16 protein-coding genes and 1 pseudogene are annotated in these 16,126 nt (G+C 71.3%); 9 read left to right on the forward strand and 8 right to left on the reverse strand.

Annotated elements, in window-relative coordinates:
- The first annotated feature begins 166 nt into the window (after window positions 1-166).
- The 6 genes from PKF00_RS31490 (at window position 167) to PKF00_RS31515 (ending at window position 5,447) form a co-directional block, all read left to right on the forward strand.
- On the forward strand, window positions 167-1,177 hold the full coding sequence (locus PKF00_RS31490) for an ABC transporter substrate-binding protein (protein ID WP_271221327.1): 1,011 nt from the start codon (window positions 167-169) through the stop codon (window positions 1,175-1,177).
- Window positions 1,174-1,968, forward strand: coding sequence for an ABC transporter ATP-binding protein (locus PKF00_RS31495; RefSeq protein WP_271221328.1), 795 nt, complete (start codon window positions 1,174-1,176; stop codon window positions 1,966-1,968). The genes PKF00_RS31490 and PKF00_RS31495 overlap by 4 nt, the downstream gene beginning before the upstream one ends.
- On the forward strand, window positions 1,961-2,887 hold the full coding sequence (locus PKF00_RS31500) for an ABC transporter permease (RefSeq protein WP_271221329.1): 927 nt from the start codon (window positions 1,961-1,963) through the stop codon (window positions 2,885-2,887). Before PKF00_RS31495 ends, PKF00_RS31500 begins: the two co-directional genes overlap by 8 nt.
- Window positions 2,887-4,224: an LLM class flavin-dependent oxidoreductase gene (locus PKF00_RS31505; protein ID WP_271221330.1), complete on the forward strand. Its 1,338-nt coding sequence runs from the start codon at window positions 2,887-2,889 to the stop codon at window positions 4,222-4,224. The genes PKF00_RS31500 and PKF00_RS31505 overlap by 1 nt, the downstream gene beginning before the upstream one ends.
- Window positions 4,221-4,754 carry an NADPH-dependent FMN reductase gene (locus PKF00_RS31510; RefSeq protein WP_271221331.1) on the forward strand — a complete coding sequence of 178 codons (534 nt, stop codon included), beginning with the start codon at window positions 4,221-4,223 and terminating at the stop codon, window positions 4,752-4,754. Before PKF00_RS31505 ends, PKF00_RS31510 begins: the two co-directional genes overlap by 4 nt.
- A gap of 186 nt (window positions 4,755-4,940) precedes the next feature.
- Window positions 4,941-5,447 (forward strand): flavin reductase family protein, encoded by a 507-nt coding sequence (locus tag PKF00_RS31515; RefSeq protein WP_271221332.1) that lies wholly within the window; start codon window positions 4,941-4,943, stop codon window positions 5,445-5,447.
- Window positions 5,448-5,516: 69 nt separating this feature from the next.
- On the opposite strand, the gene PKF00_RS31520 is transcribed toward PKF00_RS31515, so the two are convergent.
- A complete protein-coding gene (locus tag PKF00_RS31520; protein ID WP_271221333.1) occupies window positions 5,517-6,575 on the reverse strand; it encodes an NAD(P)H-dependent amine dehydrogenase family protein in 1,059 nt (352 codons plus the stop codon).
- A gap of 286 nt (window positions 6,576-6,861) precedes the next feature.
- On the opposite strand from PKF00_RS31520, the gene PKF00_RS31525 reads away from it, so the two are divergent.
- Window positions 6,862-7,758, forward strand: coding sequence for an SDR family oxidoreductase (locus PKF00_RS31525; protein ID WP_271221334.1), 897 nt, complete (start codon window positions 6,862-6,864; stop codon window positions 7,756-7,758).
- Between the two features lie 167 nt (window positions 7,759-7,925).
- On the opposite strand, the gene PKF00_RS31530 is transcribed toward PKF00_RS31525, so the two are convergent.
- Window positions 7,926-8,570: a dioxygenase family protein gene (locus PKF00_RS31530; protein ID WP_271221335.1), complete on the reverse strand. Its 645-nt coding sequence runs from the start codon at window positions 8,568-8,570 to the stop codon at window positions 7,926-7,928.
- Window positions 8,571-8,789: 219 nt separating this feature from the next.
- Here PKF00_RS31530 and PKF00_RS31535 point away from each other — a divergent pair, with 219 nt between their 5' ends.
- Window positions 8,790-9,776: an AraC-like ligand-binding domain-containing protein gene (locus tag PKF00_RS31535; protein ID WP_271221336.1), complete on the forward strand. Its 987-nt coding sequence runs from the start codon at window positions 8,790-8,792 to the stop codon at window positions 9,774-9,776.
- A 307-nt stretch (window positions 9,777-10,083) separates the two neighbouring features.
- Here the strand turns inward: PKF00_RS31535 and PKF00_RS31540 are convergent, their stop codons facing one another.
- Genes PKF00_RS31540 through PKF00_RS31550 form a run of 3 tightly spaced genes read right to left on the reverse strand, consistent with a single transcriptional unit; the run spans window position 10,084 to window position 11,826 of the window.
- Window positions 10,084-11,169, reverse strand: a complete 1,086-nt coding sequence (locus tag PKF00_RS31540; protein ID WP_271221337.1) for an alcohol dehydrogenase catalytic domain-containing protein — start codon at window positions 11,167-11,169, stop codon at window positions 10,084-10,086.
- Window positions 11,170-11,181: 12 nt separating this feature from the next.
- Window positions 11,182-11,376 carry a ferredoxin gene (locus tag PKF00_RS31545; protein WP_271221338.1) on the reverse strand — a complete coding sequence of 65 codons (195 nt, stop codon included), beginning with the start codon at window positions 11,374-11,376 and terminating at the stop codon, window positions 11,182-11,184.
- Between the two features lie 9 nt (window positions 11,377-11,385).
- On the reverse strand, window positions 11,386-11,826 hold the full coding sequence (locus tag PKF00_RS31550; protein WP_271221464.1) for a pyridoxamine 5'-phosphate oxidase family protein: 441 nt from the start codon (window positions 11,824-11,826) through the stop codon (window positions 11,386-11,388).
- 101 nt (window positions 11,827-11,927) lie between these two features.
- Between PKF00_RS31550 and PKF00_RS31555 the strand changes: the two genes are divergently transcribed.
- The gene (locus PKF00_RS31555) at window positions 11,928-12,575 is read left to right on the forward strand and encodes a class I SAM-dependent methyltransferase (RefSeq protein ID WP_271221339.1); all 648 of its coding nucleotides are present in this window, start codon (window positions 11,928-11,930) and stop codon (window positions 12,573-12,575) included.
- On the opposite strand, the gene PKF00_RS31560 is transcribed toward PKF00_RS31555, so the two are convergent.
- From PKF00_RS31560 to PKF00_RS45240, 3 genes and pseudogenes are all read right to left on the reverse strand, one after another.
- The gene (locus PKF00_RS31560) at window positions 12,482-13,522 is read right to left on the reverse strand and encodes an enediyne biosynthesis protein UnbU (RefSeq protein ID WP_271221340.1); all 1,041 of its coding nucleotides are present in this window, start codon (window positions 13,520-13,522) and stop codon (window positions 12,482-12,484) included. The two genes, PKF00_RS31555 and PKF00_RS31560, sit on opposite strands and share 94 nt — an antisense overlap.
- Window positions 13,519-15,795 (reverse strand): CRTAC1 family protein, encoded by a 2,277-nt coding sequence (locus PKF00_RS31565; protein ID WP_271221341.1) that lies wholly within the window; start codon window positions 15,793-15,795, stop codon window positions 13,519-13,521. Before PKF00_RS31565 ends, PKF00_RS31560 begins: the two co-directional genes overlap by 4 nt.
- Window positions 15,796-15,884: 89 nt before the next feature.
- Window positions 15,885-16,088 (reverse strand): annotated as a pseudogene (locus tag PKF00_RS45240) (bacteriophage T4 gp5 trimerization domain-containing protein); the annotation flags it as partial.
- Window positions 16,089-16,126 lie beyond the last annotated feature (38 nt).

The raw sequence follows: 16,126 nt of genomic DNA on the forward strand, positions 1-16,126 counted from the left end.
ACAAGTAGGAAATATTGACTTAGGGTGGAGGGGTGCGTAGCTTCTCCGGTATGGGCCTTTATCTGACCCGGTGCGCACATGTCGACTTCTGTCGTGTGTTCAGCGCTCAGTGTCCGTGATCACGAATCGACTCCCCGTCCCTCCTCCATACTTCAGGACGCAACTCGTGATCAAGTTCAGAAACGTCCCACTCGTCGCGCTGCTCGTGGCGGGCCTCACCGCCTGCGGGGCGCAGGCCGCGGCCAAACCCGGCGAGCCGGAGACCCTGGAGCTTCGCTACCAGGGAAACGTCGGCGCGGTCACCTTCCCGGAACTCGCGGAGGACCTCGGCTACCTCGCTCCCGTCAAGCTCAAGTGGATCGGCAACACGATCTCCGGCCCGCAGGACATCCAGGCCGCCGCGACCGGTCAGACCGACTTCGGCGGCGCCTTCAACGGCGCCATCATCAAGCTCGCCGCCGCCAAGGCCCCCGTCAAGGCGGTCGTCGGTTACTACGGCAGTGACGAGGACAGCTACATCGGCTACTTCGTCGCCGACGGCTCGCCGATCAAGGGTCCGCGCGACCTGATCGGCAAGCGGATCGGGGTCAACACCCTGGGCGCCCACCTGGAGGCCGTGCTCAAGGAGTACCTCAAGCGCGGCGGCCTGACCCCCGAGGAGATCAAGCAGGTCGAGCTGACCGTCGTGCCCCCGGTCAACACCGAGCAGGCGCTCCGCCAGGGCCAGATCGACGTGGCCGCGCTGAGCGGGATCCTCCGCGACAAGGCGCTGAAGCGCGGCGGCATCCACCCCCTGTTCAAGGACGTCGACCTGTTCGGCCCCTTCACGGCCGGCAGCTACGTGCTCACCGACAGGTTCGTCAAACAGAACCCGAACACCGCCAAGAAGTTCGTCGACGCCGTCGCCAGGGCCGTCGAGTGGACGCAGACCCACTCGCGGGAGGAGTACGTCGCCAAGGCCAAGGAGATCATCGCCAAACGAGGGCGGAGCGAGGACGCCACCGCCATCGAGTTCTGGAAGAGCAGCGGGGTCGCCAACAAGGGCGGCGTGATCGACGCCAAGGAGTTCCAGACCTGGATCGACTGGCTCGAGCGCGAGGGCGAGATCAAGCCGGGCCAGATCAAGGCCCAGGACCTGTTCACCAACGCCTACAACCCGTTCGGAGGCACCTCGTGAAGATCCGGTTCCAGGGGGTCGGCAAGGAGTTCCGCGTCCGAGGCGCGGAGCGGCCGTTCACCGCACTCCACGACGTCGACCTCGACGTGCGAGCGGGGGAGTTCCTCACCCTGGTGGGCCCGAGCGGCTGCGGCAAGTCCACCCTCCTCGACCTGCTCGCCGGGCTGGCCGCGCCGACCACGGGCAGGATCCTCCTCGACGGCGTCCCCGTCGAGGGGCCGGGACTCGACAGGGGCATCGTCTTCCAGCAGTACGCGCTGTTCCCCTGGCGCACGGCGCTGTCCAACGTCGAGTTCGGGCTCGAGGCCAAGGCCGTGCCGAGGAAGGAGCGCGCGGAGCGGGCCCGCTCCTATCTCGACCTGGTCGGGCTGAGCGGGTTCGAGGACCGCTACCCGCACGAGCTGTCAGGAGGCATGCGCCAGCGCGTGGCCATCGCCAGAAGCCTCGCCTTCGACCCGGACGTGCTTCTGATGGACGAGCCGTTCGCCGCGCTGGACGCGCAGACCCGCGAGTCGCTCCAGGAGGAGCTGCTGCGGATCTGGCAGAAGACCGGCAAGACCGTGCTGTTCATCACCCACGGCATCGACGAGGCCGTCTACCTCGGCCAGCGGGTCGCGGTCATGACGTCCAGGCCGGGCCGGATCAAGCGGATCCTCGACGTCGAGTTCGACTCCCGTGAGGGCGACCTGCGGGCCGACCCGCGCTTCGGCGAGTACCGCCACGAGGTGTGGACGCTGCTCCGCGACGAGGTCGCGGCGGCCAGGGCCGAGGAGGCGGTCTCCGTTGGCTAGCGTCTCCGCCGGCGCCTCCGCCGCACGCACCCCCTCAGCCGCCTCCCAGGGGGCGTCCCATCCCTCGGCGCCGGTCCCGGACGTCCTGCGGGAGGCCGTCGCCGAGGCCTCCCGGCAGGGGGACGCAGGCCCGGGAACGGCGCTGCGCCTGCTTCGCGGCTCGGCGCGCGCGGCCGTCGCGGTGGGCAGGCGCACGGTCGCGGTGGCCGCGCTCGCCGCGCTCTGGGAGGTCCTCCCGAGGCTGGAGGCGGTCGACCCGACCTTCCTGCCGCCGCTGTCGGAGGTCGTGGTGGCCTGGTGGGACCTGCTGCTCTCCGGCCAGTTGCTCGACCACACCCAGGCCAGCCTGGTCCGCTCCCTGGCCGGGTTCGCCCTCGCCATCGTCGTCGCCATCCCGCTGGGTCTGCTGATCGGCTGGTACAAGCCGCTGGCCGACCTCCTCAACCCGCTGCTCGAACTGTTCCGCAACACCGCGGCGCTCGCCCTGCTCCCGGTGTTCGTGCTGATCCTCGGGCTCGGCGAGACCTCCAAGATCTCGATCATCCTGTACGCCTGCGCGTGGCCGATCCTGCTCAACACGATCGCCGGAGTGAAGGGGGTGGACCCGCTGCTGATCAAGTCGGCCAGATCGATGGGGCTCAGGCCGCTCAGGCTGTTCCAGAAGGTGATCCTTCCGGCCGCGGTGCCCACGGTCTTCACCGGCGTCAGGCTGGCCGGGGCCTACTCGATCCTGGTGCTGGTGGCCGCCGAGATGGTCGGGGCGAAGGCCGGTCTCGGCTACCTCATCAACTACGCGCAGTTCAACTTCCGGGTGCCTGACATGTACGCCGGGATCATCACGATCTCGGTGCTCGGACTCGCCTTCAACCAGCTCCTCGTCCGTCTGGAGCGCCGCTTCTCGACGTGGAGGACCTCCTGATGACCGAGCGCACGCTTCACCTGAACGCCTTCCTCATGGGGGTCGGCCACCACGAGGCCGCCTGGCGGCACCCCCGCGCCGACCCGGCCGCGATCGCCGACGTCCGCCACTACCAGGAGCTGGCCAGGATCGCCGAGCGGGGCAGACTCGACTCGGTCTTCCTCGCCGACGGGCTGGCCCTGTGGGGCAACGTCAGGCACAACGCGCTCGGCGTCCTCGAACCCCTCACCCTGCTGGCTGCGCTGGCCACGGTCACCGAGCACATCGGCCTGATCGCGACCGTCTCGACCACCTACAACGAGCCGTTCCACGTGGCGCGCAAGTTCGCCTCGCTGGACCACATCAGCGGCGGCAGGGCCGGGTGGAACATCGTCACCTCGGCGAGTGAGGCGGAGGCGCACAACTTCGGCGTCGAACGCCCGGCCCACGGCGACCGCTACGCCAGGGCCGCCGAGTTCCTCGAGGTCGTCACCAAGCTCTGGGACAGCTGGGAGGACGGGGCGATCCTCAACGAACGCGACACGGGCACCTACGCCGACACCGGCAGGATCCACACCCTCGACCACGTCGGCGCCCACTTCCGGGTCCGCGGCCCGCTGAACACCTCCCGCCCGCCGCAGGGCCATCCCCTGCTGGTCCAGGCCGGGTCCTCGGAGGACGGAAAGGAGTTCGCCGCCCGTTTCGCCGAGGCCGTGTTCACCGCCCAGCAGACCCTCCAGGAGGGCCAGGAGTTCTACGCCGACCTCAAGTCCCGCCTCAGCCGGTACGGCAGGCGCGACGACGACCTGCTGGTCCTGCCGGGCATCTCGCCGATCATCGGCTCGACCGAGCGGGAGGCCCGCGCCCTGGAACGGGAGCTCGAGGAGCTGATCATCCCCGAGTACGGCGTGCAGCAGCTGTCGAACATCCTCGGCGTCGACCTGTCCGGCCATCCGCTGGACGCGCCCCTTCCCGAGGTGACCCAGCCCGCCGACGGCCAGCAGAGCAGGTTCAAGCTCGTCACCGACCTCGCCAGGCGCGAGCGGCTGACCCTGCGACAGCTGGTCGGCCGCCTGGCGGGAGGCCGAGGGCACCGGGTGGTCACCGGGACCCCCGAGCAGATCGCAGACCAGATCCAGGAATGGTTCACCAGCGGCGCGGCAGACGGCTTCAACATCATGCCGCCTGTCCTGCCGAGCGGCCTGGCGGACTTCGTCGACCACGTCGTGCCCGAGTTGCAGGTCCGTGGCCTGTTCCGCACCGAGTACGAAGGCCGCACGCTGCGCCAGAACTACGGTCTGGCGCGACCGGCGTCCCGTTTCGAGCAGTTCAAGCAGAAGGTATCGGTGGCTTCATGAGCATCGTGACAGTGGTGGGCAACCCGCGGACCGGATCGCGCACCCACGCGGTCGCCGTACAGGCGGCCGAGGCCGTGGCCAGGCGGATCGGGCGCGAGGGGCACGAAGAGGGGCGGGGAGAGGTCGTGGACCTGTCGGTTCTCGCGCCCCTGCTGCTGGCTCCCGACAGATCACCCGAGGTCGAGGCGGCGCTGGCGCTGGTCGCGGAGGCGAGCGTGCTGGTCGTGGCGAGCCCGACCTACAAGGGGACCTACACGGGTCTGCTGAAGGTCTTCCTCGACCGCCTGCCGGGGGGCGCCCTGGCCTCGACGGTCGCCCTCCCGCTGCTGGTGATGGGCGACGCCAGGCACGCCCTGGCGGCCGAGGTCCACCTCAGGCCGCTGCTGGTCGAGCTGGGCGCCACGGTTCCCACGCCGGGGCTGGCGCTGGTCGAGTCGGAGATCCCCGATCTGGACGCGGTCCTCGCCCGATGGGCCGACCGGGTCGGCCCGCAGGTCGCCGCGGCGATCACCACGGGAGCTCTGGCATGAAATCGGGAAGAGATGGCGTTATTAATGGGTTGCCGACCATAAGTGCGTTTTACGCCGTTGAGGAGGAGAAGTGACCGAGCGGAGCGAGGTGACCGGCGGGCACGGCACCCCCGCCGTCTCCGGCCAGTCCCCGAACGAGCGTCGCGACCGCCGGCACCCGAACGACGAGCGCCGACTGGAGGAGTCATGACCGAGACCCTGCCAGGCCGTGCGGTCGACGCGGAGCGCTTCCGGCAGGCCCTGGCCGTCCACGCGGCCGGGGTCGTGGTGATCACCGCGCAGTCACAGGGAGTCCCGGTCGGCCTGACGGCCACGTCCTTCTCCTCGGTCAGCCTCTCGCCGCCACTGGTCTCCTTCTACGTGGACCAGTCCTCGACCACCTGGCCCTCGCTCAGGCAGGCCGACCACTTCGCGGTGAACGTCCTGGCCAGCGACCAGGCGGAACTGGCCTCCCGCTTCGCCCGCAAGGGCGTCGACCGCTTCGCCGCCCCGACGCAGTGGCGGCCCGGCCCCCTGGGGGTCCCGCTGCTGGGCGGCGTCTCCGCCCAGCTGGTCTGCGCCCCCCACTCGACCGTCGACATAGGCGACCACGTCCTCGTCGTCGGTCTCGTCACCGAGACCAACCTCGTCTCCGGCGACCGCCCCCTGCTCTACCACCGGGGCCGCTTCGGCCGCTTCACCCCGCACGCCTGACCGCGTGGGGACGCCCCTTCCCCGGGGCGTCCCCACCGTCTGACTCCGGGCGTCGGCGGGCCCGCGGGATCAGGCCAGCCGTACGGTGCCCCGCCCCGTGGCGAGGGGCAGGTCGAGAAGGGTGCGGATGCCGGGCGGGGCCGCGCAGAGGGCGGCGACCGCGTTGACGGCGTGGGCGGCCGCGCCCGCCAGGCCGTGGGAGATCTCGTCGACGGTGACGGTCATCTGCGGGACGCCCTCGATGTGGATGGTGAAACCGGGATCGGACCAGCGGCTGACTTTGGTGGCGTCGGCCTTGTAGACGCACTCGACGGTCATGAAGGGGCGGCCCCTGACCAGTCCGCTGAAGGTCCACCGGGACGCGCACACGGTGCCGACCCTGACCAGGCCCGCGGCGATCTCGAACTCCTCGGAGGCGAGCTCGAACTCGTCGCTCTCCTCGACCTCGTCGAGCGCCACGTCGAGGTTGCCCGCGACGAACTGGACGCTCTCGGCGAACAGCGAGCGCTGGAAGGCGCGGAAGGGGCGCACCGCGGCCGCGTAGTCCTTGGCGGAACGGGTGAACCCGAACAGGTCGACCACGATCTGGCGGGACGGGTGGCCGCGGAAGTCGGAGGACTCCCGGACGTAGACGTGGTCGATCCGGCTGGACAGGCCGGTCAGCGCGAGAGGGAGCATGTCGCTCATGAAGCCGGGGTTGATGCCGGTCCCGTGCAGGGAGGCGCCTCCGGCCAGGCACGCGGCCTCGAGGCGTCCCACCACGGCGGGACCGTAACATCGGGGGTAGACGAAGCCGGTCGTGGTGACGACGTTCTTGCCCGAGGCGAGCAGGGCGCAGATCGTCTCCACGTCGGTCGAGGGATCCCCGCCGAAGTAGGAGGCGGGCAGCGGCATGTGCAGCACGCAGTCGGCCTCCAGCGCGAGGATCCTGTCGACGTCGTCGGTGCAGACGACGCCGGTCTCCGGCAGTCCGACGAGAGGGCCCGCGTCCAGGCCCACCTTGTCCGGGTCGTAGACGAGCACCCCGACGAGCTCGAACTCGGGCCGGTTGATCAGGTTGCGCAGGGAGTATCTGCCGACGGCGCCCGTGGCCCACTGGACCACGCGGAGGGGCGGCGGTGAGGGCATGGTGGGCCTCCAGCCCGGATCTTTGGGCAGGGCCTTGCAGGGAGGAGTGTCAGGTCGACCCTCGCCCGGTAGGGGCAAAAAACTTTAACAGAAACTCACATGCTCGATCACTATCCGCGACGGTCCGACATCCTGTCGTTTCCCCCGCGCCCCTGGGTGGCATGGAACACCGGGCCGTCGAGGGCGTGAACGCCGCGGCCGCCAGGGTGTGAACATCATGGCCCCTGCGGGGGCGGGCAAGCTATCGTTCAGGCAAACAGAACTATGTTCTCAACGGAGGGTCCGGATGTCAGAGCTGCGGTTCGACGGCAGGGTCGCGGTCGTCACCGGCGCGGGGAACGGCCTCGGCCGCTCGCACGCCTTGTCGCTGGCCGAGCGCGGCGCCAAGGTGGTCGTCAACGACCTCGGCGGGGCCCTGGACGGCAGCGGCGCCTCCGCGGGGCCCGCCGCCGACGTGGTCGGACTGATCGTCGAGAACGGCGGAGAGGCGGTCGCCAGCACCGACGACATCGCGACGCCGGAGGGGGCGAGGGCCGTCGTGCGGGCCGCGATCGACTCGTTCGGACGTCTCGACATCGTCGTCAACAACGCGGGCATCCTGCGGGACAGGTCATTCGGGAAGATCACCGTCGAGGAGTTCGACCAGGTCATCGCCGTCCACGTCCGCGGCTCGTTCCTGGTCAGCCACGCGGCGTTCCCGTACCTCAAGGAGCAGGGCTACGGCCGTGTCGTCAACACGTCCTCGCCCTCGGGGCTGTTCGGCAACTTCGGGCAGGCCAACTACTCGACGGCCAAGATGGGCCTGGTGGGGCTGACCAAGACGCTGGGGATCGAGGGAGCCAGGGCCGGGATCAAAGTCAACGCGATCGCGCCGGTCGCCTGGACCCGCATGACCGAGTCGGTGCTCCCCGCCGAGTTCGAGACCAGGTTCGCCCCCGAGCGGGTGAGCGCCCTGGTGGCGTTCCTCGCGCACGAGTCCTGCGAGGTCAGCGGCGAGGTCTTCACCGTCGGCGGCGGCCGGATCGCCCGGGTCTTCGTCGCGGAGGGGCCCGGCTGGCGGCAGGACGACCACACCGTCGAGGACGTGCGCGACAACTGGGACGCCATCATGGCCGAGCAGCCCTATCTCACCCCGACTGCTCTGGGCGAGCAGGCGAGCGCCTCCCTGAGGGCCATGCTCTGACGTGCCCTGACATGCTCTGACGTGCCCTGACGTGCTCTGGCGGGGTGCCGGCCTGCGCCTTACGGCGTCCCGCCGCGGAGGCCGGGCCGCCGCTTCGCCCTGCTACGGGGGAGGCGGATCGGCGGCCCGGCCGGCCTGAGGGCGCCTTCAGGAGGTCAGGCGGTCTGTCAGGGGACGTTCAGCACGAAGTCGTACGTGGCGGTGCGGCCGCCCGGCACGGTCTGCACGTTCATGAGCAGACGCCGGTCGTAGATCGTGTCGGTGTTGTTGCGCGGCTCGCCGGGGAAGTAGAGCTGCGTGGTCAGGATCGGTCGGTTGGGGGCCTGCAGCTTGACGTGGATGTGGCGGGTCCGGCCCGGGTATAGGCCGGGGACGAGCGTGGTCAGGGTGAACGCCCCGTTGGCGTCGGTGAACAGATGGCCGCGGAACCGGAAGCCGGTGTTGTCGTAGGTGCCGGCGTTGTCCGCCTGCCAGAAGTCCAGCAGCACCTGCGCCAGGGGCTTGCACGACCGGCTGTAGACGCGGCCGCTCACCGTGAGCTTGGTCCCGGGAGCGCCCGCGGGGACGATGTTGCTGCGCAGGGGCGAGTTGGGCTTGAAGTACGGCCCCTCCGTCTGGGCGATGGTGGTGGAGCTGCCGGGAGTGCAGGCCAGAGGCTCGGTGCGCCCCTGCAGCGAGGCGGCGGCGGGCCCCGCGGCGGCGCCCGCGACCACGGGGGCGGCGAGCGCGCCCAGGCCGACCGCCGTCACGAACTGCTTGCGGCTGAGGCCGGACTCCAGCTCCTCTTCGGGGGTGCGGGGGATCTCGCTCATCGAGAGTTCTCCTTCGGAGATGTGATGGCCGTGCTGGGGGGTGCGCACGGTTCCAGATGTGTATATCGAGTTCACTGACTGGAAAGGTTGACTCTCTGCGCCAAGCCTTTGTCATGTCGCGCCGGGCATAACGTGATGTTGGATCCGAATGGGATTGCCACCGGACGGGGAGTGGGGGTGAAGCTAGGGTCATCGCCTCTTAACGCCGAGGAGAGCGTCATGCCCACACTCGTCAGTACGGCCGGCGTTCCCCCCAGGGAGCAGGTCGACCTCTGGCGTAATGTCGTGTCGGACGCCTTCGGCCCGCTACAGCTGCGGGCCGGGGACACCGGGGGGTTCGCCGGCCGCATCGTCGGCCGTACCCTCGGCCCCGTCCAGGTCAGCGACGTACGCGCCCCCGCGCACGTGGTCAGCCGCGCCGCGCGGCACATCACCAGGGGGAACAGGGAGCACTACAAGTTCTGCCTGCTGTTGCGGGGCTCGGGAGTGGTCGAGCAAGCGGGTCGCCGCGTCGTCGCGACCGCCGGTGACCTGGTCTTCTACGACCTCACCCGCCCGATCGAGCTGGTTCTCGACGCCCACCACCTGCTCGCGCTCACGGTGCCGCGCTCGGCCATACCGCTTCCCGCCGCCCACGTGGCGGATCTCGCGGGCACGCTGCTCGCCAGCAGGCAGGGGCCGGGAAGGATGACCGTCTCCTTCCTGACGGCACTGGCCGCTGAGGGCGACTCCGTGGACGGCCCGCACGGCCAGTATCTCGGGGAGGCCATCGTCAACATGGTGACCTGCGCGCTGAGCGAGCGTCTCAGCGGCGACTCGCCGGTTCCCGGCGCGGGCGCCGAGCTGCTGCAGTGCATCACGGACTGGATCGAGCGCAACCTGCACCGGCCCGACCTGTCGCCGGCGGTCATCGCGCACGCCCACCACGTCTCGGTGCGCCAGCTCCACCGGATCTTCCACTCGGCCGGCATGACCGTGGCCGCCCACGTGCGGACCCGGCGCATGGACCGCTGCCGTCGCGAGCTGTCGACGGCGCACCTGCGCGCGGACAGGGTCAGCTCGATCGCCGCCCGATGGGGCTTCTCGGACGCGGCCTCCTTCAGCCGGGCCTTCCGCCGGATCTACGGTTGCGCGCCGAGCGACTACCGCGCCGCGCTCGCCGACGACGCCGAGGACGGGGACACGCCGCAGCGGCGGCCCGCCTAGCGCAGGACGGCGGCCCGCCCTGGAAGAGCTCCGATCGCCGCCCGCCCCACGCGCATGGGGCGGGGGACCGGTGATCTGAGGACTCGCATCCACCCGGTGGGGGGCGGATGCGCCGGTACGGCCCGCGTCCGTCGATCGTGGCGGGGACGTGGGCCGTACCGGGTTGATGAGAGGCCGGTCGGCCGGGCCGAGGGCCGGGATCGGCCGGAGACCGCGGTCACCCGGAGCCGGCGACCCGTCGAGAGGCGTGAGCCGGGTGCCGCGACCGGCCGGGAGCGCGGTCGCCGGAAGCCGGGCGGCGGCTCGGTCAGTCGAAGACCACGATCTGGCGCAGGACCTCGCCGCCCTTCAGCGCGGCCACCGCCTCGTTGAGGTCGGAGAGCCCGATGCGGGCGCTGATCATGGTCTCCAGGTCGAGCCTGCCCGCTCTGTAGAGCTCGGCGAGGAACGGGAAGTCCCTTCTGACGTCGGCTCCGCCGTACAGCGAGCTGAGCAGGTTCTTGCCCTCGAACAACAGGTTGAAGGCGCTCAGCGGGACGATGTCGTCCGCCGCGCCCGCGCCGACCACGATGACGTCTCCGCCGCGCCGGGTCGCGCGCCAGGCGGTCATGATGGCGGCGGACTTGCCCACGGCCTCGAAGCCGTAGTCGAACCCCCGTCCCCCGGTCAGCGTGCGGAGGGCGTCGGGGAGCCCGTCCGGCGTGACGGCGTGGGTGGCGCCCACCCTCAGGGCCAGCTCGTGCTTGGACTCCAGGGGGTCGACCGCCAGGATCGTGGTCGCGCCGGAGATCCGGGCGCCCTGGATCACCGACAGTCCGATGCCGCCGCTGCCGACGACCGCGACGGTCGAGCCGGGCCTGACGCGGGCGGTGTTCAACGCCGCGCCGACGCCGGTCGTGACGCCGCAGCCGATCAGCGCCGCCGCCTCGAAGGGCACCTCGGGATCGACCTTGACCGCGCCCTGCCAGGGCACGACGATCTCCTCGGCCCAGGTGCCGCATCCGGCCATGCCGAACGCCGGGACGTCGCCGCCGTAGCGGAAACGGGCGTTGACGAAGCTGTCCATCATGTACGTCATGCACAGGAAGGGCTGGTTGACCAGGCAGTTCGAGCAGCTGCCGCAGGCCGGGGTCCAGTTGACGATCACGTGGTCGCCGGGGCTGAGCGTGGTCACGTGCTCGCCGACCTCGACGACCTCGCCCGCCCCCTCGTGGCCGGGGACGACCGGGAGCGGCATGGGCAGCACGCCGCTGATCACCGAGAGGTCGGAGTGGCACACGCCGGTCGCCCTGATCCTGACGCGGACGTCCGCGGGACCCACGGGCGCGAGGGTGAGGTCGTCGCGGATGTCGAGCCTGTCGTCACCGACGGCGTGCAGGAGCGCACCACGCATGGGGATCCCTTCCTAGCTCTCCTCAAGGGAGAGGGCGGCTTTCGGGCAGGAGCGCACGGCGTGCCGGACGCGGTCCAGCATCTCCGGCGGCGGTTCGGGCAGCAGCACGTGCAGCTGGTCGTCGTCGTCGAGCTCGAAGACCTCGGGGGCGAGTCCGGTGCAGACCGCGTTCGCCTCGCACACCAGGTAGTCGACCTTGACCTTCATGTGAGCCTCCTATGCGGGGGTCGCGAGCTTGCGGTGGTCCCAGGAGATCACTCGGGTCGGCTCCACCACGAAGGCGACCCGCTTGCGGCCGGTGTAGGCGACATACTCTGCCAGGAGCTCCGGCGAGTCGGGCATTCCGGCCATCCGCTCGGCGACGTTCGTCCCGACCTCCAGGATGCCCTCCGAGTCGTCGACCAGCTTGGCGACGCCGTACACCAGAACCCCGCGCAGGTCGGAGTACTCGTCTCCGGCCTCGATCAGGCAGCTCACCCGGGAGTCCCGCTGGATGTTGAGTGTCTTCTGGGCCTTGCCGTAGGTCCAGAACGAAATCCTCCCCTCGGTCAGCCCGTAAAACATGGTCACCATATGCGGTGTTCCGTCCGGGTTGATAGTGCCGAGCTGGAGTTTCCGTGACTCACCGATGAAAGCGGTGATCTCATCCTCGGACATGGAGATGCGGGCGCGCTGGTTCACGGAGAAAAGTAGAACACGTTGCACCAGGGTGGGCAAGGGCCGTTCGGAATATTGTTCGGTACGGGTAGCCTGCTCCGATGAGCAACGCGACCATGCCCGCCGACCTGGTGCACGCCGCCAAACGAGCCAAGGGTTTCATGCCCCACGCCGAAGGGCTCGCACTCTTCGAGACGGCCGTCGAGTACGGCCCGCGCGGTCCGATCTGCGAGATCGGCACCTACTGCGGGAAGTCCGCCGTCTACCTCGGCGCGGGAGCCAGGCAGGCGGGCTCCGTGGTCCTCACCGTCGACCACCACCGGGGTTCCGAGGAGATCCAGCCGGGCTGGCCGCACCACGACCCCACCCTCATGGACCCCCGTTTCGGGAAGATGGACTCGCTGCCCACCTTCCGCAGCACGATCGCGGCCGCGGGCCTCGAGGAGGAGGTCATCGCGATCGTCGGCGCCTCCGAACGGGTCGCGGGGCTGTGGAACACCCCGCTGGCGATGCTCTTCATCGACGGCGGCCACTCGGAGGACCCGGTGACCAAGGACTACGAGGGATGGGCGCCGCACGTCATCATGGGCGGGGCGCTGGTCTTCCACGACGTCTACCCCGACCCCGGGACGGGCGGGCAGGCGCCCTACCGCGTCTACCTGCGCGTCCTGGCCTCCGGAGCGTTCCGGGAGGTCAGGCAGGAGGGATCCCTGCGGGTTCTGGAACGGGTCGGCCCCGGCATCGGCTGACCGGCCCGGCCGGTCCGGTCGCCGGGGCGCAGACGGCCCCGCACGGCCAGAAGCGCGCCTCGGCAGGCGCAGACGACGACCACGCACAGCGGCAGCGCGAAGTCGGCGTGAGAGCCCGCCAGCAGCCCGTAGACCGCCGCGGCCGTCAGGCCGAACACCACCTGGTGACGTGGCGCGAGCGGCGTCGTCCCCAGGTCGGGGAGCACGAAGCAGGTGTACAGGACGAAGAGCACGCCGGTCATCGGCAGCAGGGCGCCGATCGTCGGGACGTCACCCGGCGCGCCCCTGACGAGGCCCTGCAGGACGAACCCGCCCGCCCAGCCCAGGATCAGCGGCAGCCGCCCGCCCGGCCCCGCGTGCGCCCGCAGCCCCAGGGCCAGGACGGCCAGCGGCACGATCACGTCGAACGGGCCGGAGACCCACGCGGTGAACTGGTGCGGCGGCACGACGCCGACCCACGGGAACAGCAGCGGGACGACGGCGACGCCGAGAGCCACCGGATTCATGTAGGGCACGCCGGGCGCGTCGCCGCCGGTTCCCGAGCGCGACCCGTGGGACGCCCGCGGTGCCCGTGGACCCGTCCGGGCGGAAGGCCTGACCCGCAGGGCGTACCGGCCGCCGACCCCGATCAGGACGGCCAGCGCGACCGGCGTCAGGTGGGCCTGGCCGTACAGCAGCATCGCGCAGAGCAGGCCGTCGACGTACGACGGCAGGAGGAAGTCGACCGTCCGGCCGAGCCGCCCGCCCAGGTAGCGGGGCGGGCGGCCGACCGCCCACGCGTCTGCGGTCTCCAGCGCGAGCTCGGCGGTCACCCCGGTGAGCGCCCCGACGAACGGCGCCAGGAAGGGCTGCTCGAAGCCCAGCAGACAGTGCCCGAGGACGGTCGTCCCGGTGACGGTGGCCGCCAGGCGGCGCAACGCCGTGGCGTGTCCGGGCGTGGCGGTCACGGCCGCTCCATCTCCGCCACGCCCCCGTCGGTCAGGAGAAGGTGGTGCCAGCCGGGCTCCAGGGAGATCGAGGCGGCGCGCGGGACGCCACAGGCGTCACGCCACGACAGCTCGACGGGGACGGGCCCGCCCTCCGCGTCGTCCCCGAGGCCGAACAGCAGCTCGGGCGCGGAGACGCCGTTGTGCCCGCCGGAGGGGTAGAGCTGTCGTGCGAGCGTGACCCCGCCGGGCAGGCGCACCCTGGCGGCGGCCCCGACGGCGGGACGTGTCAGGGGCGGCCTGGCGGAAGCGGGGCCGGGCCTGACGAGGCGTCCCGTGGAGGAAGAGCCGGGGAACGCCGAGGAGCCGTCCGCGACAGCGCCTGTGGCGGTGCTCGGGACGCCGCCTGTGACAGCGCCTGTGACAGCGCCCGTGGCGGTGCCTGGGGCGCCGTTTGTGACAGCACTCGTGGCGGTGCCTGGGACGCCGTCTGTGACAGCGCCCGTGGTGGTGCTTGTGGCGGTGCCCGTGATGCCGCCTGTGACGCCGCCGCACCGGCCCGCGGGCAGGCGCAGCCGCAGGCCGACGAAGGGGGCGGTGACGCCGTGGTTGCGGTACAGCGCGGACGCCGCCCACTGGTTGGCGACCGCGAAGTCCAGACGTCCGTCGTCGTCCACGTCGCCGACGGCGAAGGCCCGGCTGACGGTGTCCGCGCCGACCCCGGCGGGGCCCGCCACGTCGACGTAACGCCCCTGCGCGTCCCTGGTGAGGAAGCCGTTCGCGTCGTGTCCCGCCAGGTCGTCACCCGCCCTGACGCCCGGCCACAGCGCCGGGTCCGAGACGGCCAGGTCGTTGGACATCGCCGCCTCCCGCAGCCGCGCCAGCCGGTCGGTCCCGCCCCTGACGAATCCGGTCGCGTACATGACCTCGTCGCCGCCGTCGTTGTCGAAGTCGGCGGCCTTGACGTCCCACGACCAGCCGGCACGGCTCAGCCCCAACTCCTCGGCGTGGTCGTCGTACGGCGCCTCGCCGTCGTGGAGCCCGTCGGCGACGGGTTCGTCAGGGCGGGAGACGAAGGCGAGGCCGCGCTCGTACGCCCCGCCGGGCTCCGAGGTGTTGCCGACCAGGACGTCCGGCGCGCCGTCCGCGTTGAGGTCGGTGAAGGCGACCCCCCTGCCCCTGAAGGAGTCCTCGCCGAGGACGGCTGACCTGGGTGTGGTCGGGTAGCGGGTTCCCGACGCCTGCCGGAACCGGATCTCGCCGGGCTCCGACTCGTTGACCAGCAGCCTGTCGGGGCCGAAGTCGTTGACCACGTACAGCTCGGGACGCCCGTCGCCGTCCAGGTCCTGGACGCCCAGCGCGAGCGTCCAGCCCGTGCCGCCGACCTCGTCGAAGGCCTCCGCCGCCGCGTCGAACGCGCCGTCCCCCCTGCCGAGGTACAGCCGGTCGAGACCCCCGTCCCCGGCGTTCGACAGCGAACCGGGCATGACGGCGTCGCCGCGGTCGCGGCTGTCGTCCAGCACCCTGACGCCGTCGGGGAAGTAGTTCCCGAAGACCAGGTCGAGACGGCCGTCCCCGTCGAAGTCGCCGGCCGCCGCGGCGGCGGTGTTCCAGATCTCCGGCTTCCGGGTCAGGTCGCGGTGCCGGAAGGCCGCGCCGGAGGGCGGCGTCCCGGGAACCCGTGTGAACAGGGAGGGGGAGCGGCCCCAGTAGTAGACGACCAGGTCCTGCGCGCCGTCCTGGTCGAGATCGGCGGGCAGGCACCCCATCGGGGCCTCGTGCGGCCCGCGCCCGGGCGCGGCCAGTGTGAACGGCCGGTAGCTCCTGCGCGTGCCGGGCGCGGGGCTCACCGTCACCGTGTCGTGGCGCGGGTCGACCAGGCAGACGTCGTCGGAGACGATCTCCCCGTCGACGTCGAACAGCGCGACCGCCGCGCCCGTCGCGGACACCCAGGCCCTGACGTTCTCGTAGCCGGGGGCGACAGGCCGCAGCCGCCGGTCGCCCGGCCTGTCCGGAGGGCCCAGAGGGGCCGCGACGAAGGAGAAACCCGTGGCCGTCCCCCTCGGCTCCCCGCCGGACGCCCCCACCTCCCCGCCGGGTGCCTCCGCCTTCCCGTCCGGCCTCCCGCCTGTTCCGTCACGCGCCTTCGCCCACGCCGTGGACGCCCCCGCCGCGTCGCCCGCAGGCCCGCCGTACGCGCCCGTCGGGGCCCCGGTCAGCGCCCATCCGGCGGTGACGGCGGCCAGGGCCAGGATTCCCGCCGTGTGCCTGCGAACCCCCGGTGTGGATCCCAATGCTCCCCCGAACTGTGGTCACGGGCTGTGTGGCATGAGCTGTGTGGCATGAGCTGTGCGGCATGGGCCGTGTGGCGTGAACCGTGTCGTCATGGGCCGCCCGGCCGCAGGTCGACCTTGCTCCCGGTCCTGATCCCAGTCCCGCTTCGATCCCGGTCCCGACCCACGTCCCGGTCTCGGTCCCGACCCACCTCCCGATCCCGGTCCCGACCCACGTCCCGGTCTCGGTCCCGACCCACCTCCCGATCCCGGTCCCGACCCACCTCCCGATCCCGGTCCCGACCCACGTCCCGGTCTCGGTCCCGATCCTGGCCGTGGTCCGTCGGCCGCG

Source organism: Streptosporangium carneum (genome assembly GCF_027922005.1).
GTDB classification, from domain to species: domain Bacteria; phylum Actinomycetota; class Actinomycetes; order Streptosporangiales; family Streptosporangiaceae; genus Streptosporangium; species Streptosporangium carneum.